Below are 21,980 nucleotides of genomic sequence, written 5' to 3' on the forward strand. Positions count from 1 at the left end.
ATTGGTTGGAAGATTTATAGTTTCTTAAGCAAAAGGAGTAAGTCCGTTTCCACCGCTGCATTCCCTGGTAGAGAACTAACACCTACTGCACATCTGGCATGATTCCCATCCTCTCCAAACAGTTCAACCAGTAAATCAGATGAACCATTGATCACATTTGGAACATTAGGAAAACCTGGTTCACAACTGACATATCCAGTGACTTTCACCACTCGATCTATAAGGCTGAAACATCCTAACACATCTTTTACAATCGCCAGCTGATTGAGCGTGGTTAACTGTGCGGCTTTGTAACCTTCCTCTACTGATACATCGACTCCAACTCTTCCTTTATAAGGAAGTTCACCATTCCACTTACACGTTACACCACTGACGAATAAAAATGGATCCGCTCGTACTGACCCCAAATAATGCCCCGACGGTTTAGGCTTATCAGGAAGAATTAGTCCCATCTCTTCCAGCCTTTCTTCAACCTTTATCAATTGTTTCTCCACATCGCTCTTCCTTTCTGGCAAATGGCCATCATTTCAAGAAGCCGTAGATTATGATGTTTGCAATAGCTTTCTTTTATCACTTTTGAATGTACAAGGTTGGTGGGAATAGAACACATTGAGGTTTGCCTGTTGATTGCAAAAAGAACATTTCACGCCTTCGGGAGCCTTGCGGATATGAGGGACATCCAATAACTCAATTGCCTTCGTCACATGTTTTTTACACGTCCACATTTGCTTCACCTCTTCCATTTAATGTGTTGTTCTTATTTATTGACTACTTGCTTTTGGATTTTGTCCGGCTTTCTTTTCTTCACGACTTTTGTGGTTTCTTCATCCCACGAAATAGTGACATCCCCATCCGTGACAAATGTTTGGCATCCTAGACGATACCCTTTTTCAAGCCACTCTTCCCCAAGCTTTCTCCGTTCCTGGACCTTCACGTTGTCCAGGTTCTCGGCACCTTCCTCAATCTTACAAAGGCAGCTTCCGCAAATCCCGCCTCCACATTTGTTAGGAAGATCCCCATCATATCGTAAAGACATTCGTAATATATTAGAGTTTTCAGGTACATCCAGAACTTTTCCGCTTGTAGAATAATTGATTTTAGGCATCGAGTATTCCTCCTTGATCCTTCTTGGTATACAATATACCACAAACGAAATATTCTGACAATATTATTTTTAGTTATTTCTCATTTTTCTGAATTTTATTGATTAACTTATCTTCTATTGCTATACTTTTTGGTATACAAAAATCCATTATGACGAAAGGGAGGACTCCATCAACATGTTAAAAGTAGGATTAATCGGATATGGGGCGATCGGAAAAGATGTTGTTTCATATATAAAGAAAGATAAGGTAGAAGGGGCGGAGGTACATGCGATTCTAGTAAGGAATCCTGAGCAATATGAAGAATTAAAGACGGAGAGTTTCATGGTAGTAGATAGCGAGGAAACGTTCTTTTCTTCCGGATTAGATGTGATCATAGAATGTGCTGGCCATGATGCTGTCTATCAATATGCAGTGAAAGCCCTATCAGCCGGCAGTCACTTCATAACAGTATCAGTGGGTGCGTTCTCCGATGGAGACCTTTATGATGATGTCGTCGAAGTAGCAAGGAAACATGGCCGGAAATTGATTCTCCCTTCTGCTGCGATTGGAGGCTTGGATCGAATCGCAGCGTCCTCCATCAACGAGCTGGATGAAGTTAAGCTCATTACTCGTAAACCCCCTTCAGCATGGAGAGGGACGATCGCTGAAGAAAAAGTAGATCTGGATACCATCAGTGAAGCGTTTACTCTCTATGAAGGTACGGCTCGTGAATCTGCTAAACTCTTTCCCCAGAGCACGAATGTTTCAGCGGCACTCAGCATTGCAGGTGTAGGGTTTGATCAAACGAAAGTTCAGGTGCTGGTAGACCCGGGAGTGACTCATAATACGCACCAAATCATCGCAAAAGGATACTTTGGCGAGGTGGAGCTGACCATCCAGAATACCCCGTCAGCAGATAATCCGAAATCGGGTTACATTGTAGCCATGAGCATTTGCAAGGCCCTGAATAACCTCACTTCCCCTGTCATCATAGGAATTTGAGTTCAGCATCGGACAGCATAAACACTCCACAAAAAAGACTGTGTCTCATCCTTCAGACACAGTCCCTCTTTATTTTTTCTTCACTTTTTCTTTTTGCTTTTCAATAAAATGGATATAGGCTTTTTTGGAGTTTTCGATGTGGATCTTTGTTAAGAACTCGGCCATATCCGCTTCCTTATCCCTTACCGCTTTCATGATTTGGATATGTTCTTTTAAGGATTCCTTTCTGCGCCCCGGGGTTTCATATCCCATACTGGCAGACATCTGGATATAATCAGTCAATCCCGAAAGAATTTGGAAAAGCTTCGGGCTTTTGGCGGCTTTATAGAGGAGCAGGTTCATCTCGATATGCTCAGTATCTATTCCTTCTGCCTCACCTTTCTCCAAGGCTTCCAGCTTTTCAATCTTATCATTGAATTCTTGTTGTATGTCGTCATCCATTTTCTGTGCAGCAAGCTTTGCCGCCAATACCTCCAGGGAAGAGAGAATCGTAAACACTTCAATGACTTCTTCTTCCGATATATTGGAAACTATGACGCCTTTTCTTGGGACTGTCTTGACGAAGCCTTGAGATTCAAGCCGGAACAGTGCTTCACGAATCGGGGTCCGGCTGATATTTAATTTACTTGCCACTTCTCTCTCAATCAGACGGTCTCCAGGCTTGTATTCCCCGCCCAGAATCAGGTCTTTTAAATAAATATATGCACGCTCACGGATTGAAAGTAATTCCTCTTCTTCCCACTTCATTTCATTATCCCCTTCTCCGATATAAAATCACTTGTCTCTCTATATTATCAAAGACTCTGTCATTTTTATATTATTAAGATATTTTAGCGTAGAATTGGTGAAAAGCAAAAACGATCAAGCAGAACTTGATCGCCCTTCCAATTAATTCGATAAAAAGATTCCTCCATAAAATAATGCACATACAATCACGATTGCCGGGTGGATTTTCAGCTTCTTCATGACCAAAAAACCTGCGGCAGTAAGGATCACAAGATGCAATACTCCACTTTTTTCAAAAGCAGACAGGAAGAATTGATACGCCAGTACCCCAAGTAAAATGGCAATGACGGGCTGTACGGATAGTGTCATTAGCTTTACCTGCGGGGAATCCTTAAATAAGTTCACGAATTTAAACAGGATAATGACGGCAATTGCTGATGGAAGAATGGTTGCTGCAAGAGCAATCACCATCCCTAATATGCCCCCCATTTCATAGCCGATGAACCCTGCCATCTTGGTTGCAATTGGTCCCGGCAAGACGTTTGCAATCGCGAACAAGTCTCCAAATTCGTTCAGTGACATCCATTCATAGCGGTTGACCACTTCATTCTGAATCAGCGGGATCGTTGAAGGTCCTCCGCCATACCCAAGGAGATTCGATATGAAAAACGCCCAGAAAATATCCCAATAAATCATACGCTTTTTTCCTTTCTTGGCTCATACATGTCCTCGGACACCTTTTTCGTTCTATTCTTATATACAGCGACGATAAATGCCCCCAGTAGACAAGCCCCGATCATGATCCCTGGATGCAGATTAAGAAACTGGATCAGTACAAGGGAGACACCGCCAAGTCCAAATGCAATCGGCAGCCCGAGTCCTTTTCGTGCCTTATCTGCAAACTTGTACGCCATTTCAAGTAGCATGATTCCGATGATCGGCGTCACCCCCTGTACCATCCCCCCTACAATCGGGGACGTCCGGTACTTGTATAGGAGGCCGAGCATGAACAGCATACCGAACAAAGACGGGATGATATGGGCCAGGATCGCAACCATAGCTCCTAGGTTACCATTCACTTTGTACCCGATATACGCAGCCATCTTCGTAGCGATCGGACCTGGCAGCGTATTGGCAAGTGCCAGGGTCTGGCCGAATTCGTCTTCTGTCATCCATTCGTATTTCTTCACCGCTTCATATTCAATCAGTGGTATGGTGGAGGGCCCTCCTCCATATCCGGTCACTCCCGTTCTGGCAAAACCAACTGCAAGGTCCAAATTTGATTTCATGCTTACTCCTTCTTTCATTCTTTTATCGTCAGGACCTTGGCTGCAAGGAATTACTTCTTAATATCTGCATCTGTTACGACGTCATGATCCTTTAAGTGAGACTGCAATGCTTTCAATGCTGCTGTGCCTACAGCCGTATCCTGTTCACCGTTACCTCCGCTGACCCCGATACCCCCAACGACTTCACCATTCACTACGATCGGGAATCCCCCAACAAATACAGCGAATTTCCCAGGAAGCATTTGTTGGATGCCAAATGCTTCATTTCCAGGCAGGACAGGTCCGTTCGGTTCCTTGTTAAATAAATGAGTCGAACGCTTATGACCGGCTGCCGTAAACGCTTTGGCAATCGCAATGTCAGGACCGGTGATACGGGCCCCGTTCATACGTTCAAGAGCTATTACATGCCCGCCGTCATCGACGACTGCGATAGTTTCAAGCACATTGATTTCCGCTGATTTTCTTTTGGCTTCTTCTATGATTACTTTCGCTTCTTCGAGTTCAATTCTTAGTACAGTTTTCATATCGTCGTTACCCCCAGACAATTTTAGTATCCTATATATACGGTTTTGATTTGAGTGAAGAAATCAAGACCTGCTCTTCCCGATTCACGGAAAGTGGATGTACTGGACTTCTTAATGCCTCCAAACGGTGCATTCATCAGGTTTCCAGTTGTGGTTCGATTTACCTTCACGGTGCCTGCCTTAATATCCTTCGTAAACTGTTGAGCCGTTTTTAGGTTATTGGTCACAATCGAAGCGGAAAGCCCATATTCAACATCATTGGCCACTTTGATTGCTTCCTCATAATCCGCTGCTTCGATCACTGCGATGACAGGGCCGAAGATTTCTTCCTTCGCAATCCGCATGGAAGGATCAACATCTGTAAAGATGGCAGGACGAACGTAATAGCCGTTTCCGTATTCACCTTCCGTTACATGCTCTCCACCGTATAGCAAGGAGGCACCCTCTTCTTTACCGATTTCAATATACTTCAATACATTCGTTAATTGCTTCTCACTGGCCAACGGACAAACGGTGACACCTTCTTCAAATCCGTTACCGATTTTGAGGTTTTTCGTTTTTTCCTCAAGAGCATCCAAGAACCTTTCTTTGACTTCTTTCATGACAATCACTCGACTGGTTCCCGTACACGCCTGGCCACTCAGGTTGTATCCTCCATTTATAGTCAATGTGGCAGCGAGGGCAATATCGGCATCCTCCATTACAATTAAAGGATTCTTTCCGCCAAGCTCCATCTGGGTTCTCGTATCAAATGACACATTGCGGTGAATGCGTTCTCCGGCGCCAGTAGATCCTGTAAACGTAACGGCTTTCACCGCCGGATGGTCGACCAGGCTGTCACCTATTTCACGGGAGTTGCCCGTAACGAAATTGAGTACTCCATCAGGAAGTCCGGCATGAACCAAAGCTTCCACTAATCGATAAGCAACCAAAGGTGTTTCCGAAGACGGTTTGAACACAACCGTATTTCCCGTAATCAATGCAGGTGCAATTTTACGTGCAGGGATTGATAGTGGGAAATTCCAGGGGGTGATGACGGTGATTACACCGAGCGGTTCAAGCTTGGTTGATACATACATGTTGGGATCATCCTGGGGAAAGGTCTCTCCACTATGGCTTTGTCCCTCGACCGCGTAATACTTCAATGTCTCAGCCGATCTGAGTACTTCTCCACGGGCAGCCCCGATCGGTTTACCTTCTTCAAGTGTTAATTCTTTTGCAAATTGATCGACATGATCAATTAAGTATTGAGCTGCCCTGTTCAGGATGGCTGCCCTCTTGGAAGGCGCCGTTTCAGACCAGGAAGGGAAAGCGGCATCCGCAGATTCAATGGCTCTTTTTACATCCTCTATTGTAGATGCCTGGAATACACCGATCACTTCTTCTTTGTTGGCTGGATTATGGCTGGCAAATGTTTGTTCACTGGAGGAATCCTCCCATATACCATTAATATAGTTTTTGTATAATTCGGCTTTTGCTACTAGCACTCGAAACATCCTTTCCTATTCTTTTCTAGGGATATGATGAACAAATGGCAGTTCCCATACTAGGAAACTGCCACTTATTAATTTGTTAATATGTTCTAAGTATCTTAAGCCTCCACAAGAGTACCTAGATCTTTTTCAAGATATTCTTTCCATAATCCGTCCATATACATCCGGCGCATTTTCGCCCCTACACGGACAATTTCCAAACATTCCTGCTGAAGCTCCGGCGTATCAGCATGCTCAAGAACGATTTTGTATCCACGCTCTCCATGGATTTCATCTGATACGATGTGAAGGTCGAAGAATTCAATTTCTTCATCCGTGAATCCATACTTTTCACGAAGGACCGGTGTTTGTTTTCGGTAAATATCAGGTACCTGTGATTCCAGCCCTACTACTAATGCTGCCGTTGCCACTACGAAGTTTTCGCGTGCCGCTACTGAGTAGCACCAGCTTTGTAATCCAAGCGTGGTTGCAGCCATATTCTTTGGATCTCTTATTCTATCACCGGTCGTCCCGCACGCTTCGGCAAAACGAATCAGTAGGTCGGTATGGCGATCTGCGGCAATTTCCTCTTCATACATATTTTGAAGTGTGAAATCTTTCGCGTCTTCGAATTTAGGATGATCAGGTGTGTTGTGATAAATGTAAGAAAGATAGTTCGCAAAAGGCCCTACATAGTGATAATGGTTTTCTGCCCATTTCGCAAAGTGCTTTCTCTCTAGCTTTCCTTCCGCCCAAGCGACTGTAAAAGGAGCCTTTTGACTATGATTTCCCTTGATTGCTTCTTCCAGCTCTTTACGGAATTCATCTTTAGATAATAGTTTTGTCATGATCCTTCTCCTCCTAAAAGTATGCTGCAGCTTACCTGCACATTGTATTGGGTATTTTGTATACCAAATAGTGTTGAAAAAACAACCATATCTTCCTTTCGACTGAAGTACCAGCATCTAAAGAGATACAGTTCGTGAAAACAGCTACTTTAGCTTGTTCTTTTGGTATACCATTGACTTTATACTAACCTATGAATCTTATTTTGTAAATACACTTTTCTGATTTTTTTAAAAATTATAATTTTTATACTTGGCTACATAAATAATATGGCTGCAAGAGTGGCCACCACCAACCCAGTCATGACGGGGATGAAATTTTTTCTGGCTAGCTCCAGTACTGAAACGCCGCAAAAACCTGCAACTGCCACAAGAGATGACCAAGCGATAAGTGTCCCACCGCCTGTCCATACAGATCCCATCTGGCCGATTGCTGCAAGCGTTCCAGGATCAACCCCTGCCGTATTCGACATGGCACCGGATAATGCTCCCACTAAAGGAAGTCCTGAGAAGCCTGAACCATCCAAGCCAGTGATGATACCAACCAATAAAATACCAAACGCGCTAAAGAAAGCGTTTTCAGGAATGGACGCCTGTGCAGACTGTACCAGATCAAATAGGAAGGCTGGCTTGGCCGCTTCTTCCCCAAGTGAGAGAATAGATCCGGTAAAATCCGAGCTGCCAAGGAAAAAGAAACCGGCAATTGGAATAACAGGACCCATGGCACGAAACGCGAAAACAAATCCGTCTGTAATGTGGTCACCGATTTTATCCAATGCATGGATTCTGCGGAAAGCAACGGAAGCCAAAATCAACAGTACGGCTGCGACTCCACCGATAAAGGCAGCCCCGTCTCCGCCTGCAAATCTCCCCGACTCAGCGTCACTAAACTTGGTAGAAAACATAAAAATCATGACGGCAAGCATGGACAGTGGAACGAGAACAGCAAACACTTTCCCCCAAATTTCTTTTCTGCTCGTGTAGACTTCTAGCTCAGACGCTGCAGATACTTCAGCCTCTACTCCACTCTTATCAGCAGTCATGGCATTTAATAAGTTGACCGCATTTTCCGCTTCTTCGCTATTGGGCTTAGCGATGGACTTATACATCATCGCATAAGCAACCCCGACGGCTGTCACCCCCGTAATGACCGATAAGATCATTGCTTTATCGGCAACTTGCACCGTTTCCATCCCTCCGGAAGTGGCCGTCAGCATCGGAGCGACCTGCATGATATAGTCAGACGATAACGCCATCCCCTGTCCGGCAATGGCCACGATCATCGCGGCCCCCATCGCCGGCAGACCGGCACGCATGGCAGCAGGAACGAGCAGAGCACAAATGAGTGGTACAGCCGGTGTCGGCCAGAAGAACAATGAAATAACATAGGTGACAACCATTAATACAAAGTACGCAATATGGCCATTGATCATGACCTTCTGGATTGGAACAATCATCCGCTGGTCCGCTCCAATATCCTTCAGAGAGTTTAATAAAGCGACCATCAGGGTAATAATCAAAAAGATGCTGAATAATTCCTTTGCCGCAACCAGATTGGCGTTAAAGACCGCCATGAAGCCACCAACCAGGGATCCTTTATATAGCCACGCAACTAAAAAGGTCCCGACTATGGTTGGTAGCACAACCCCCTTGCGAAACAACATCGTAACAATGACAAGTACAGTAACGAATGCATATAACCAATGAGCAGCAGTTAATTCCAAAGCATTCACCCTTCCACTTTTTTGTTGCTTATGATTTCAGCACTTCCACTCCAAGACCCAATATCTCTCTCAACCCTTCTGCTAGATTCTCAGTTGCTTCTATGACAATTTGTTCTCCAATCTCTCTCGATGCCCTGGTCGCATCCCCTATACAGCCATTTTTCGTCATTTCTTCGTAGCGGTAATATCCTTGAATGGCTTTTCCTGGTCTTAGTAGTTTATATCTCCCCCCTTCACAGAAGTCTCCCGACGTCAATTTATCCGGTCTGATTAGATACGGTGCCAAATATAGAGCCTCCGATACTTCACGTTCACAGCTATGACCAAAAATCGGGGAGTGGATGTATTGTTTGAGAGATTCTTTTGCTGACGCGGTCGTTTTTGCATAAAAGATGTCAACCGCTTCTTCCTCTGATAAAACACCACTTGCCACACTTAAAGTCGATTGATTTCCTCCATGGGCGTTAAGGAATAGGAACTTATTGATTCCGTGATGCTTTAATGACCGGACCATATCTCTTAAAATCGCAATTAATGTATCCGGCTTCAACGAAATAGTACCCGGGAAGTTTAGATGGTGAGGTGATACACCCATATTGATCGTCGGAGTAACCAATAAATGTGGGTGCATTCGTTCAGCAACCTTCTTCGCCATCTCAGTTGCCAGTACTGTATCGCAGCTCTCAATCATATGCGGACCGTGTTGTTCATGGGCACCGACCGGTATGACGGCCATCTTGACTGTTTTTAATGCTTCCTGTACTTCCTCCCAGGTCATATTGGTTAACTGATATGAAGTCATTCTACACACCCCTTACACTTTTACGGTATTTTGTATACCGGATAAAACACCAAAAAAAATTATCCCTGTGATTCTGCAGCAGCACGCCTTTTTTTAATATCAATTCCATCCTGGGTCAACTCGATATCTCCTTTGATCGATAACTGACATGTGAGCCGGTAGTTTTCATCGACAAGATCTCCCAGCATTTTATTCTCTTTCCAATTCGGTGGATCCAACGTTTCGATACCATCCAGTACCTTGCATGTACACTTTGTGCATTTCCCCATCCCACATCCATATTTAAGTTTTGGAAACTGCTTGATTCCAGCCAGCACAACCAGATTAGCACCATCTTTTACTTCCTGTTCGATCATATCTCCTTCTACAAACAATTTGACATTTGGCATACAAACACCCCTTCACTGTGACATTTATCACAATTTTTAGAATTTTCTTAAGTATACCTATGAAATATAAAAAATGTAAACCCTTTCGTGAGATTTTCTCACAAAAAAGTATGTGATAGTTCCGTTTTTTATTGATATAAATAGATTTTTAAAATGAAATCATTTTCTAATAAATAAAAATTCAGAAAACTTTATTGATTTAATCCCTCTCTTCCTTTACACTGAAATCAACAGATATTGGTATACAAAATACAATTTGAAGGATAAAGAATAAAGGAGCGGATTTATTTATGGAAAAGTATATTGTACTTACTAACAAGGATACCTTTCAAACGGTATTAGAAAATGATGGATTCCAGCCTGTAGAAACATATCATTTCTACTTCTTTGACAAATTGAAAGCCTCTTACACAATTGCGAGGGTACTGGATGACAATGCCAAGATTCAGTTGTACGAAAACTATGAAGGGAAAGAGTATATCAACCATATCCGGGTGAAATTCTTTGAATCCTTCGAGACAATCGAAGGCGCACGGGAGGAATTATATGAAATTGTAAAAGCAAATGGCAATAGCGAAGACTCCAAGCATTCAAAGTTGGTAAAATCAGACGAGCTGGCTGTTTAAGAAAAAGACCATTATTTATAGCCCATCTATCCCTTTTCATTATGGATAGATGGGCTATCTTAGGTTATAAAAAAACACCTTCGATTTCAGGATCGAAGGTGTTTTCTTATATAATGAGTTGCAACAGAATGAGATATAGCACAGTGACAGACAAGAATGACAGCGTAAAGAGAAAATTCCAATTCGATACTTTAAAGGAGCTTGTCTTCACAATCGTCGACATTAACCCGATCGTAGCATTATACGGCCCCATGAGAAACGCAGATACTGCACCAGCGAGCATGGATACTGTCAGGATATAAGGGGAAATATCCAAGCTATGAGGGTCTAGCGTTCCTGCCAGTAAGGCCAGGGCGACTGCGGGGTGAAGGCCTGCAAATGCCAGGATTAAAGGAATCAATGGAATGAGAAGGACAAAAATTTCGATTCCAATAGTATCCTTGAATGCGGTAATCCACTCGTTTACTACATGATCCGTATGAGAAAATTCAATAGCTGATATGAAAAAACCTGCAGACAAAAAGATAAAAAACTGATCTTTCATTTTTAGTAAATGGTGATGATAATGATCAGACAGCCCATCTTTAAAAGCACCTGCCTTCCCAAGTATCGCACACCATATAAAAGCAAAAGGAATGACCAGAAGGGAAACAACAATCAGGAATGAAAGGGATAACCAATGTTCCATGATGGCAATGATGATATTAAAGACAATGATCGCCATGAGGATGTGTGACAGCTTGCCTGCCCCTGTCTTATTGTCATGATCTTCAAGGGATGCCGCCGTTTCATCGATAGCCGGCCTTGTTCCATATGAAGCACTCTTTCTCCCTTTCCGATAGCCTCCCAGATACCAATCAAGCAACAACCCCATCACACTTAAAGGGAGAACATAGGGAAGCATACCTCCCCACTTCACTCCCGTCATATCAATCACGATACCTACAATTGGCGTGACTGGAGCCCACATCAAGGGCATGGAAAATCCATGGGTGATGGCCCTGCTCATGAACCTCTCTCGATCTTCCAAAGGAAACGCATCCGCTGCCGGCCTAACAGAGAAATAAGTCATCGGCAAAGTAGCAAGATTCATGAAAATACTAAAGAAATAAGAAATACCTGACGTAAGGCTATAAAGGCTGGTTGAGGATTTCACCCTTCTGGAAATAAAACCTTGAATATTTTCGGAATAATTTCCTAGCTTAATTGGTTGAGCCAATAAAGGAACCAACGCAAATAAGGTCAGAAGGTTAAGCATAGGACCGAACGAAAAAAGGATATCCTTTAAACCCGCTTCACTCTTCACCATCATGATGAGTCCCAACACAAGGAACGTCCCCCCTATTACCCTGACAAACTTACTGACTCTAAAGGCAGTCATCATGACAACCAATAAGCAGATGACAGAAATGATGGGAGAAAGATGGATACTGTTGAAAAGTTCGTTGATTAAATAAAGCAGGATGGAAAGACCGGATAGTAGTTTGATCATCACATCACCAACTCGTAATATTTTTTCTGATTATTCTTTATATTAAACCTCTTGAGAATGAAAATCAATTGTGTGGTATACATTATTTCAGAAAAAAATGGTCTTTTTCAATTCATCCTATTTTAGACGTTGTAGAGATTTTCACCCAATTCATTTAAAAACCCTATATAGTAGGCATTTAAAGGTTTCAACTTAAGACTGATAACTTTTATGGTATACCAAATTTAGTTTTTATCACTTTTCCAGCTTGTTGAACCAGTTATTTTAGGTATTTGGTATACAATATTGTTGACTTCCTCTGATAAATCGCCTATAATGAATTTATAAACACCATTAATAAATTTCTAGGAGTGATCCAATATGTTTGAAATATTATTTGGTTCTAAGCATGCTTTAGAAAAGGCAAACCGCAAATTTGCAAGACTGAAAAGAACATTAAAGTTTTAATGATATAGCTTTCTGGAACAAGGTGTTCTCATTTAGAGCGTGATACATTTACCCTTTGATAATAAAAAACTCAACCTTTAAAGGTTGAGTTTTTTCTCTTATGAACATGCCTCAAGAAGAGGCGTCATTATAACTTCTCTAAAATCTAAACCGCTTCTTAAGCTCAGCTTGCTTTGAAGCATCTATTTTCTCACTGTGCTCTCCTTTATTAAACTCATAAGCAATGGATTGCCTTGTGAAAATAATTGATATATGAAATGGCTGCCGTGATCTAGGTGGATTGTGCAGACTCATTGTCAAAGTTCTCTTTGTACATAGAAAAATCCTGATAGCTTTCGTACGGATCATGTACATACGTACCCAGATCCGTGGATTCTGTTTTCTCTAATTGAAAGGCTACAATGGGAGGATAGCCGTCATCGGTTGAAAGGGGATTTTCCGACTTTCACCAACGGACCTTCTGGAGTAGGATACATCCTCCCCTTCGCCATCTCCTCAATGACATCTACTTGATCACCATTACCAACTTCAGAAAATCCATTCAGCTCAGTCGTTTCACCAACGACAATCCCAGAATAGAGATCATTTAGTAGACCGACTATATAGTAATAATGATTGGCAGGACCTGCATGACTCTCCTCAGGCGGGAACTTCCGAGATACATAAAGGTAGTCTTCAATCATTTCCTCTAAATGGCTTAAATCCTTTTTCAGCTTCGGGTCTTCCGGCTGCGCTTTCTCCAGCACAGAAAGAATCCCTTCCATCACTTCTTCTTTTGACTGATAATAATAACCGTCATGCTGACCCAATGGGTAACTAGTATAACCTTTATTCAATTCCTCATAAAAGTAAGAAAGAAACTCTTTCATGTCGACTTCTTCCTGACGCTTTAACTCCAGGACCTTTTCTTGTAAATCGTTCTTTTCCGCTGGGAGGTTCTCTTCTCCACCCTCCTTCGTTTGCGGAGGATCCATACCCTCTCCTTCCTCCATTGAGGGGTGGTCACTCGCGTTATCTCCCTCTACCCCCATCTGTTGCATAAGGAACCAGCCAAGTCCGATGAAAAAGATGAGTGCGACTCCCATAGAGAGTAAGCTAGGGAATAAGTTGTTCCTTGCCCATTTCTGTTGGTGCCTTCCTTTTTCGATTTCCATCAGCCACCGTTGTTTTGTTTCATCAGAGAATGGGTTCTCCTCAAATACTCCATGAAGAGACTCCTTGATTTTTTGCCTGTCTTGATTTTCACGCAAGGAAATCACCCCCTTCTAACTGCTTCCTTAACACCTGTCGTCCTCTCTGGATCCTCGTTTTGGCCGTAGAGAGGGGAATCTTCAATAAATCCGACACTTCCTTTGTGGAGAGGTCATCATAATAATAGAGGATGATGACTTCCCGATACTTGATAGGCAGGCTCATGACTTCCGCAGCCAACCCATGTTGACCTTCTTTTTGGATAACATGTTCTTCCGGGGTCGGGTGAACGGGCTTCACTTTATTCATCATCCGCTGAAAGAATGGGTCTTTCATAAATGGCTTGCGAAGAAAGTCCTTCGACTTGTTAATTGTGATGGCATAAAGCCACGTTTTATAAGAAGATTGCCTATTGAATGTATCGAGGTTCTTATAGGCACTAATAAATACTTCCTGCACGACACCCTCGGACATACTCCAGTCTTTACAGTATGTATAAGCAAGGTTGATCAGATGCTTACCATACCAATCAATGAGCTCACTGATTTCCGGGTTTGATTCTTCCATTGGCTGTTGCCCCATTTCGTACCACCTTTGTTCTGGTTTATAACTGTTAGACGTTGGAAATGTCTAGTTGGACTCAAAATGCTAATATTTAATAAAATGCATACCAACCAATTTATTTAAACACTTGTTGAATGGATAAAAAGCGCGATTAAGACGCTAAGAGCGTTTAATTAAACGTTTGTTTAGAAATAGGGTCGGTCAGTTTTAGTGAGCCCCAAAGGCACATTTTATGTTAGAAAATAATAATATCCAGGAGGTTTACCCCTGGATTACTCAGTAACAGGAAAGAAGATCATGGAATTGATAATAACTGCAAAACCCACTTAGGATTTCCATTCTATGATCCAGTTGCGGGAGTCATACGCATGGCGATAATGAATGATTCCTTTTTGTCTCCTTCTCCACCACTACTTTGTACTGAATGGCTTCTTTATAAACGCTCATTGTTTAGATAAAAATACTATATTTTTATCTATTCTAGTAAAAATTAAAAATACCTTTTAAGAGTTTACCGGAGACATACTTACCCGCACTTACTCGAAAATGGGACCCCTTAGGAGTCCCATTTGAATGATATTTATAGTTAGTTATTCTCCGGATCCGTATCGTCATGGTACGTCGAGTCACCAGTCTGCGCGTTAAACGTCCAGTCCACCTTCAACGTATCCCCCTGGAACTGATTCTGATTTTCTCCATTGTCTACAAACTCGAACAGGACAAAGATTTTTTCTTCTTGCCCCACAGAGATTCCATCCGGTACTGGGAGGGCTCCGTCGTCGCTGCTTCCAACAAAAGAACCAATCGCCGTGACGTCCGGTGTTTGCCCTTGGAGTTCTGCCAATGTTGTTTCCACCGCTATGTTGGTGGCACTGCTTGTGTTGTACATGATGGTGACTTTGATATGTTCTGCCATATCGCCTGTGTTATCACCTTTCGCGTCTTCTACTTGATACTTCGTGTCCAGTAGTACCTGGTGAATATCCAGCGTCCCATTGTTTTTCAGCGTGAATTCCCGGTAAATTTCATCCCCCGGCTTGATGTTGTCGATGTTGACAACGGCACTTGGGTTCATGGATAAATCCAGTGTCCCCGCTGCAAAGGTATTCTCTGTCGCCTGTGCATCGCTGAAGTAGGCGAACGTCCCTCCCCCAATCAACGATAATCCTAACGCTGCACTCATGATCCCCTTACTTACATTCTTGGTAAAACTCATTCATAATTCCTCCCTTTTTAATAGAAAAAATATAGTAAACTCTTATGTATGTTTGGTGATACATAGGAGATGAAGCCATCATGCTTTGCTTCCTTCCAGTTCCCTTTTGGCGACGATGATCGAGCGAAAGGCAGAAATGATCAACAAGATTCCTGGAACAATCAACAACAGGGCTGAACCTGCTTTTGTATTCAAAAATCCAAGGGCATATCCTATATATGGAATCGTCAAGTTGGTGTACTTTCCGATGATCGTTTGCTTAGGGACCGTCCACAGGTCAGGGCCATTATTGTGATCCCCTTTGGTTTTATACACTGCTTGTCCATTCTCTTCGAGGACATCAATGATCCTATGTGTAATGAGCTTATCTTCCATACGAAAGGTAATGATATCGCCCTTTTTGTAAAAAGTATGCTCATCGCCACGCTTGATGGAGATAATGGAACCGGTTTGGAATGTTGGTTCCATGGACCCTGATAATACGGCTTTCACCTGGTATCCCATAAAGGTTGGTTCCCCTCCTGACAACCTGGAGGAAAGAACGATGAACGCTGCCAAGCAGATCACCACCAGAAGGATCGTTCCCATTACACTACTCACTATCCTCAACATTTTCTTCTTCATGTTCTGTCACCTGCTTATCATTCGTAATGTCCTCTGAGGCTTCATCCGTTATTTCTGTTTTCACATCATCCATTATCTCCGCTGATGCTTCATCCTGAGATTCAGAGTGATCTGGATCTGGATTAGAATGAGGTTGTTCTGGAGCTGGATCAGTCGGACTCTCTTCTACAGAAGGTTGCTCTTGATCTTCCAGTTCCTGAATCTGCATCAGGATAGAAGAACGTATCTCCTCTATCTGTGAAAATTCGACGGTTGCCTGTACACCTTTCATCATTCCTTCAACATGCTCAAAACCCTCACGCACATAATCATATGTATGGACGTTTTTGACCTCCTGTTTTTGGATCTCCCTATAATAGGTGGACACTTCCTCATAGAGCTTATGCATCATGTCCATTTGGTGGGTCAGTTCCTTCTCTATTGCGGTCATTTGATCAAGCTGCCTTTGAAATTCTTCCCCGGATGAACCGGATGAAGGAGCGCTGATCGTTTTCATATTGTGTTCCATGCTTTCTACCACCTTCTGGGCACGATCTTCAAGCTCATGAATGGTCGCAGGAAAAACAAATGCCGCATTCATGGTGATGGAATCTGGTGAAGCCTGACTTGTAAAAGCCGCTTCTGTTTCTCCAATTAGCTGTGTGCCGGAATAAAAAGCGATACAGCATAGTGAAGGCAACAGAACCCTTTGATGAATCCGCCTCACATCCTCACTCCCCTTTCGCTGAACCACTCATTTGACTCTAAGTATACAGAATCATCAAATAATTTAAATTGGGTTAATTTTGTTTAAAAACTGGAAGGAAATGTGTCAAATTTACTCGTAATTTGGAAGAAAGGCATGTCATCGCACAAAAATTAACCCAATTGATTTCACAACCTGTTTTCCCAATAATTTAAATTGTTAGATATCTCAATTCGACGAGAGGGTGAAAGGGTTTGAAAAAGAAAAAGCAGAAGAAGATGAGTAAAAAAGCAGCCATTCCTGCTGTACTGGCATTATCGGTCACATTGGGAGGACTGGCACCGACTTTTCCAGGATTGGCAGGACCTGCGAGCGTCGTTTCTGTCCAAGCTGAAGGGCTGAGTAAGCAAGAGATTGTGAAGGCGTTCCTCCAATCTAAAGTAATGGAGAAAACAAAATCGGCCGCTACAGGAGATCAGTTCAAAATCATCAGCGAGGAAGCGGACAGCGAAACGGGTACATACCATGTACGTACTGTGGAGCAGTATAAAGGTATCCCGATTTACGGATCCGGCCAGACTGTTGCCTTAGATGCCAATAACAACGTGTATGCATCCTTCGGTAACGTGACACAGAAGCTAGCCCGTACCATCATTCCAACAGAAGCAGCCATTGAAAAGAAAGAAGCTGAAAATATTGCCAAAGCAAGTGTAGCATCCGAGATTGGCGTAGATGAGCTGAAAACCTATGATGGCCTTGACACAGAGTTAACGATCTATCCGTATAAAGGGAAATACTACTTAACGTACCTGGTGAAAGTATCCACTTCCACCCCGGCACCGGGCTATTTCCATTACTTCGTGGATGCCACGAACGGAGAAGTGGTCAACCACTTCAATGCCATGCATGAAGTGGACCCGACAAGCCTTACTGTAGCTCAAGGAAGAGGATTGAACGTATTCGGTAAAATGCAGTATTTCCCAGTAGGAAAGGATGCGGCAACCGGGACCAGCTATTTATATGGTGGATCCATCGCGGGGGGAACATTGGGCAACCCGAATATCGTCCCACTTGCGACGTTTGATGCCCGCCGTATGCCTGAAACGTCATTCATCCTGCTCTCGGCACTCTTTGGCTTCACCGGATTTGAAATCAATACGAAGAGTTCTTCTAACTACTTTTATGACCCGGCAGCCGTATCAGCTCATACCAATGCCGACAAAATCAATAAATATTATCAAGGTGCCCATAAACGCAACGGCATCGACGGCAAAGGGACACCGTTCATCAGTTCAGTGCATATCGGGTCCAAATGGAATAACGCAGCCTGGAACGGAAAGCAAATGCTGTACGGAGATGGGGACGGGGTAACCCTTGGTTCCTTAGCAGGCGGACTTGACGTGGCCGGTCATGAAATCACGCACGGTGTCATTACCAATACGGCCAACCTGACCTATCAAGGCGAATCGGGAGCCATCAATGAATCACTGGCAGATATCTTCGGGGAAATTTCAGAAATGTATTCTTCCGGTTCTTATAACAATCCTTCAGAGTGGGAAATGGGCGAGGATATTTACACGCCGAATAAAGCAGGAGACGGAGGTCTACGTTCATTGAAGGATCCACGCACCAAAACCCTTCCTGCCGCATACGAAATGAGGGATAACCGCTACCCGGATCACTATGACGACCGCTACACGGGGGAATTGGATAAAGGCGGTGTGCACATCAACAGCAGTATCAACAATAAAGCGGCCTACTTAATTTCCGAGGGCGGTACACACAACGGCGTAACCGTCACCGGACTTGGTGCCAGCCAAACAGGCGCGATCTTCTACAGTGCACTGACAAAATATCTGACACCTTCCTCCGGATTCAAAGAAATGCGCGAAGCTGCCATACAGGCCACACGCGACAAGTTTCCGGATAAGAATGGTCAGCCATCTGTACAGACGCAAACCGTCATCAATGCTTATGATGCTGTTGGGGCTCCTGCAGAATAATCAACTTTTGTAAATACAAATGGAATGATACTTATATTGAACCCTGTAGAATCTGCTCTACGGGGTTCCTTTTTAAAAATAACATAAAGAACGGTCTGTCCCTTAAGGTTATACAACCATGAGGGACAGACCTGTTAGTCTTTCAATCAAAAAAATTATTCATCTGATAAAAATCGCTGTCTGATGGTTTGGACATTTTCCTCCAACATCGTTTTAATCTCTTCCTCTGCATCACTCTTCTCCAAGTGTTTGGAGAAGTCATCTAAATGCTTCAGGGCTTGTCTTGTATGGCCTTTTTCATACTGATGCTGAGCCTGCTTCAAGCGGTTCACAAGCTGTTTCACCGTGGCATGATCAAGATCACCGCTGTCTTCCAGCTTTTCTATTTGTGTAATCATCGTCCCCGTTGATACGTCGACGGTTATCTCCAGAGGATTGGATGTGGACGTTTCCCCATTGTATGTGACTGTGGCTCTCACTTCTGCCGTTCCTGCATTAAGGGCCGTGACTTCTCCATTTTTCACTTCTAATACATCAGGTGCCGTATTCCCCCATTTCACTTCAGCACCTTCCAAGTCAACTTCCTTCCCATTCGCAAGCGTAACGGCCAAATCCAGATACATTTTGTCTCCTTGAAGAAGAGTGTTTTTCTCAGCCGATAGTTCCGCTTTTTCCACTGGAACCGGCAACTTCATCAAGTCCGCACCTGCTGCATAATAAATATTTCCTTCGATATCAATGTCCATTAAATTCACGGTATCTCCGATAAGCTGCTTGCTCATCATCGTTTCAGGGTCGATGACAGTCAGCTTTCTTGTTACCGTGGTATAAAGCATGCCTTGATCATCCCATCTCAAGTAGAATGGACGCCACTGGCTGCCCCGAAGGACACCTGTATAGAACTCCTTCTGCTTTACGATTATTTTTGAAACAGGATCCATGGCAAAGATGACACTGTTTGCAACTCCATCTTCGTTGACACCATAAGCCGCGCCCCATAGATTCCCATCAGGTCCGATGGATAGTTCCCCGATCATTTCAGGTGTCTTGATTCCGTCTAACTCTAAATCAAATACTTCGTAATCACCTGTACTAGCCTCATACTCAAACATTTTGGCTTCCTTCTCAACCGGATCGATACCGAGTCCTCCCGCTGTGGTTGATCCTCCATATAGGATTCCATCCTTGTAGGCGAGTCCGATGATGCTCTGATTTTCAATGATATTCCGGATCGTATTCCACTCACCTGTTTTCTCATCAAAAATGGTCAGGGCACCGCCGAGCTTCCCATAGTCGGATATCGTCCCGGTGAATAACTTGTCATCCCCTGATGCAAAGGTGAACGGCCTGCTTTGATCATCCCCGATATCATAGACCATTTCAGGGTTATCCCCGCTGTCCCCGTCTTCATATTTAAAAGGAAGTTCAGGATCATATTTATAAATTTGGGCCCCACCGTATATGCCCATATAGACATCTCCGTTCATGAACCCGATCCCTTCAATTTGATGGGGGTTCCGTTCACGTAAGAGATATGATTCAGTCGACGTATCGTATACTCCGAATGATCCCTGGTATCCACCCATATACACGTTCTCATCCGGTCCGATTTCAAGACTTTGGATGGAAAGTCCCTGCTTCTCAACCTCCGGATACAGAACTTTTACTTCTTTCGTCTTCGGGTTATAGGTGGAGTATTCGATCTGATGGTGGAGAATCGACAGAACCTGTTCCCCATTTTCATTCGTCGTCCATTCGTACGCCTTCACCGGTGAAGCCGGCAAGGTAACTTTGGGCTCCACAGCCTGCGTTTCATCCGTATCCATATCATACGTCCATAACTCGTTCGTCCTCTTATCTTTGAAATAAATCAAACTGGGGTCATCCGGGGAAGGCGGTGAAATCAAGCCGTCATATGCGTGTTCATATTCCCAGTTCATTTCATGGACGACTTCTTCCGTTTCCACATCCAGTACCAGCATGGACGTCCCATACGCCACAAATAATCGGTCTCCATATTCCCATACATTCGATACCGACGTGCTCGTGCCGGATATCGGCAGGTGGATTTCCTCTCTTTCACCCGTCTCCCGATTCATTTTAATCAAGTAGGCCGTTGTACCGATTCCCACATAGAGATTCTCGTCGGTCACTCCGAGTCCCCTTGCATAATTCTGTTCTTCATGAAACCTTCCAAGGTCCGTCAATGTATCCGAATCGATATCATATTCAAATACTTTGGCATTTGGATAGGTTGCACCGTAGATCTTCCCGTCACTTGTCGCATCAAGCTGCCAGATCCAATTGTCAGAAGGACTTTTCCCCACTTCCTCCAAGCGCCGCTCATCCACTACGTACCTGTACAATATCCCATTGTATGTACCTGCGAAGTACACATTCCCGTCCGAACCGATCGTCATCCCCCATACGACATCACTGCCGGGCAGGGATTGTGAAAAGAGTTTTTCACCCGTGACGGCATCGTTGGCATAGAAGGTGGCAGGTGAGCCGTTCGTTGCATAATACACTTCACCGTCACCGATGGCCGCTCCTTGTGTTTTGGCCGCTAAAGCTGCAGGTCCCATATTAATGGGGTCTCCATATTCAAATGGCAGGTCCAACTGCTCATTGGACTTTTCATATATTTTTATATCATCGTAGTACCCTTTCGTTACGGCAGTGCTTGCTTGGTAAAGAAAGACCTTCACACGGACGGCACCAGCTGGGGCGTTTGCTTCAACCGTTACCTTCTGCCATTCATTAAGCGTAAGGCCATCGAAATACTTAGGACTGTCCCCTATGTTCTTTCCTTCAGAGTTATACCAGCGAAGCCAGATTCCCGGCTTTCCTTTCGTCAGTTCTTCAACATACAATTGGGCGGACAGTTTATATTGATTGCCTTCCGTCACATCGGCTCCTTGACTAAAAAGCCCTGTCACACCCGAATTATCGATCCGTAGACTTCGGTCACCTTCATACGCTTTATCACCAGTGACCTTCAGTCCGGATTTCAGGCCCCCACTCCAGTAACTCCAGTGTGGTATTCCTGTTTCCGTTTGCGGCACGGCTTCAAAATCTCCATTTTGAATCGGAAGCTCTTTCCAGCCGGCTTCTGCGGATACAGCGTTTTGATAAACAGATGAGGGTAATAAAGAAATAAACAAAATCAACGTAAGCAATACTGAAAAAACACGCAAGTAAGATTTACTCATTACGTTTCTCCTTTCATATTTAAAATAACGCCCCGTGTGTCTCTCCCTCCTCGTATGGAATG

The 21,980-nt window shown here is 43.6% G+C and carries 21 protein-coding genes; 3 read left to right on the forward strand and 18 right to left on the reverse strand.

The genetic code is table 11. The features are described from left to right. Positions 1-14: 14 nt before the first annotated feature. Positions 15-494 (reverse strand): RidA family protein, encoded by a 480-nt coding sequence (locus P8596_RS21830; RefSeq protein WP_279725093.1) that lies wholly within the window; start codon positions 492-494, stop codon positions 15-17. Between the two features lie 263 nt (positions 495-757). Further along, on the reverse strand, positions 758-1,105 hold the full coding sequence (locus tag P8596_RS21835) for a 2Fe-2S iron-sulfur cluster-binding protein (RefSeq protein WP_044339899.1): 348 nt from the start codon (positions 1,103-1,105) through the stop codon (positions 758-760). 175 nt (positions 1,106-1,280) lie between these two features. On the opposite strand from P8596_RS21835, the gene P8596_RS21840 reads away from it, so the two are divergent. After that, positions 1,281-2,087, forward strand: a complete 807-nt coding sequence (locus tag P8596_RS21840) for an aspartate dehydrogenase (protein WP_279725096.1) — start codon at positions 1,281-1,283, stop codon at positions 2,085-2,087. A gap of 69 nt (positions 2,088-2,156) precedes the next feature. On the opposite strand, the gene P8596_RS21845 is transcribed toward P8596_RS21840, so the two are convergent. From P8596_RS21845 to P8596_RS21885, 9 genes are all read right to left on the reverse strand, one after another. Further along, a complete protein-coding gene (locus P8596_RS21845; protein WP_279725099.1) occupies positions 2,157-2,834 on the reverse strand; it encodes a GntR family transcriptional regulator in 678 nt (225 codons plus the stop codon). 141 nt (positions 2,835-2,975) lie between these two features. Beyond that, entirely contained in the window at positions 2,976-3,509 is a 534-nt protein-coding gene (locus P8596_RS21850) for a chromate transporter (protein WP_279725100.1), read from the reverse strand. After that, a complete protein-coding gene (locus P8596_RS21855; protein WP_279725101.1) occupies positions 3,506-4,102 on the reverse strand; it encodes a chromate transporter in 597 nt (198 codons plus the stop codon). The genes P8596_RS21850 and P8596_RS21855 overlap by 4 nt, the downstream gene beginning before the upstream one ends. Before the next feature lie 50 nt (positions 4,103-4,152). After that, positions 4,153-4,626: a GlcG/HbpS family heme-binding protein gene (locus tag P8596_RS21860; RefSeq protein ID WP_279725102.1), complete on the reverse strand. Its 474-nt coding sequence runs from the start codon at positions 4,624-4,626 to the stop codon at positions 4,153-4,155. A 23-nt stretch (positions 4,627-4,649) separates the two neighbouring features. Then, the gene (locus P8596_RS21865; RefSeq protein ID WP_481900310.1) at positions 4,650-6,113 is read right to left on the reverse strand and encodes an aldehyde dehydrogenase family protein; all 1,464 of its coding nucleotides are present in this window, start codon (positions 6,111-6,113) and stop codon (positions 4,650-4,652) included. A 104-nt stretch (positions 6,114-6,217) separates the two neighbouring features. After that, entirely contained in the window at positions 6,218-6,946 is a 729-nt protein-coding gene (locus P8596_RS21870) for an iron-containing redox enzyme family protein (RefSeq protein ID WP_279725105.1), read from the reverse strand. Between the two features lie 254 nt (positions 6,947-7,200). Continuing rightward, positions 7,201-8,667, reverse strand: a complete 1,467-nt coding sequence (locus P8596_RS21875; protein ID WP_279725107.1) for a hypothetical protein — start codon at positions 8,665-8,667, stop codon at positions 7,201-7,203. A gap of 28 nt (positions 8,668-8,695) precedes the next feature. After that, positions 8,696-9,469: a creatininase family protein gene (locus tag P8596_RS21880; RefSeq protein ID WP_279725109.1), complete on the reverse strand. Its 774-nt coding sequence runs from the start codon at positions 9,467-9,469 to the stop codon at positions 8,696-8,698. A gap of 59 nt (positions 9,470-9,528) precedes the next feature. Continuing rightward, positions 9,529-9,858 carry a 2Fe-2S iron-sulfur cluster-binding protein gene (locus P8596_RS21885; RefSeq protein ID WP_279725110.1) on the reverse strand — a complete coding sequence of 110 codons (330 nt, stop codon included), beginning with the start codon at positions 9,856-9,858 and terminating at the stop codon, positions 9,529-9,531. Positions 9,859-10,148: 290 nt separating this feature from the next. Between P8596_RS21885 and P8596_RS21890 the strand changes: the two genes are divergently transcribed. After that, complete coding sequence (locus P8596_RS21890) at positions 10,149-10,484, forward strand: hypothetical protein (protein WP_279725111.1); 336 nt, start codon at positions 10,149-10,151, stop codon at positions 10,482-10,484. Positions 10,485-10,590: 106 nt separating this feature from the next. Here P8596_RS21890 and P8596_RS21895 read toward each other — a convergent pair whose 3' ends face one another. The 6 genes from P8596_RS21895 to P8596_RS21920 form a co-directional block, all read right to left on the reverse strand. After that, positions 10,591-11,976, reverse strand: a complete 1,386-nt coding sequence (locus P8596_RS21895) for a hypothetical protein (RefSeq protein ID WP_279727046.1) — start codon at positions 11,974-11,976, stop codon at positions 10,591-10,593. A gap of 863 nt (positions 11,977-12,839) precedes the next feature. Further along, positions 12,840-13,673 carry a FlaG family protein gene (locus P8596_RS21900; protein ID WP_279725112.1) on the reverse strand — a complete coding sequence of 278 codons (834 nt, stop codon included), beginning with the start codon at positions 13,671-13,673 and terminating at the stop codon, positions 12,840-12,842. After that, positions 13,666-14,196: a sigma-70 family RNA polymerase sigma factor gene (locus P8596_RS21905; protein ID WP_279725113.1), complete on the reverse strand. Its 531-nt coding sequence runs from the start codon at positions 14,194-14,196 to the stop codon at positions 13,666-13,668. The genes P8596_RS21900 and P8596_RS21905 overlap by 8 nt, the downstream gene beginning before the upstream one ends. A 568-nt stretch (positions 14,197-14,764) precedes the next feature. Further along, positions 14,765-15,394, reverse strand: coding sequence for a TasA family protein (locus tag P8596_RS21910; protein ID WP_279725115.1), 630 nt, complete (start codon positions 15,392-15,394; stop codon positions 14,765-14,767). Between the two features lie 78 nt (positions 15,395-15,472). Further along, positions 15,473-16,018 (reverse strand): signal peptidase I SipW, encoded by a 546-nt coding sequence (gene sipW / locus P8596_RS21915; RefSeq protein WP_279725117.1) that lies wholly within the window; start codon positions 16,016-16,018, stop codon positions 15,473-15,475. Continuing rightward, the gene (locus P8596_RS21920) at positions 15,987-16,724 is read right to left on the reverse strand and encodes a DUF4047 domain-containing protein (protein WP_279725119.1); all 738 of its coding nucleotides are present in this window, start codon (positions 16,722-16,724) and stop codon (positions 15,987-15,989) included. Before P8596_RS21920 ends, sipW begins: the two co-directional genes overlap by 32 nt. A 257-nt stretch (positions 16,725-16,981) precedes the next feature. Between P8596_RS21920 and P8596_RS21925 the strand changes: the two genes are divergently transcribed. Then, positions 16,982-18,706 carry a M4 family metallopeptidase gene (locus tag P8596_RS21925; RefSeq protein ID WP_481900346.1) on the forward strand — a complete coding sequence of 575 codons (1,725 nt, stop codon included), beginning with the start codon at positions 16,982-16,984 and terminating at the stop codon, positions 18,704-18,706. A 155-nt stretch (positions 18,707-18,861) separates the two neighbouring features. Here P8596_RS21925 and P8596_RS21930 read toward each other — a convergent pair whose 3' ends face one another. Then, positions 18,862-21,918: an FIMAH domain-containing protein gene (locus tag P8596_RS21930; protein ID WP_279725122.1), complete on the reverse strand. Its 3,057-nt coding sequence runs from the start codon at positions 21,916-21,918 to the stop codon at positions 18,862-18,864. Between the last annotated feature and the right edge of the window lie 62 nt (positions 21,919-21,980).

It is taken from the genome of Rossellomorea sp. DA94, from assembly GCF_029834455.1.
Classification (GTDB): domain Bacteria; phylum Bacillota; class Bacilli; order Bacillales; family Bacillaceae_B; genus Rossellomorea; species Rossellomorea vietnamensis.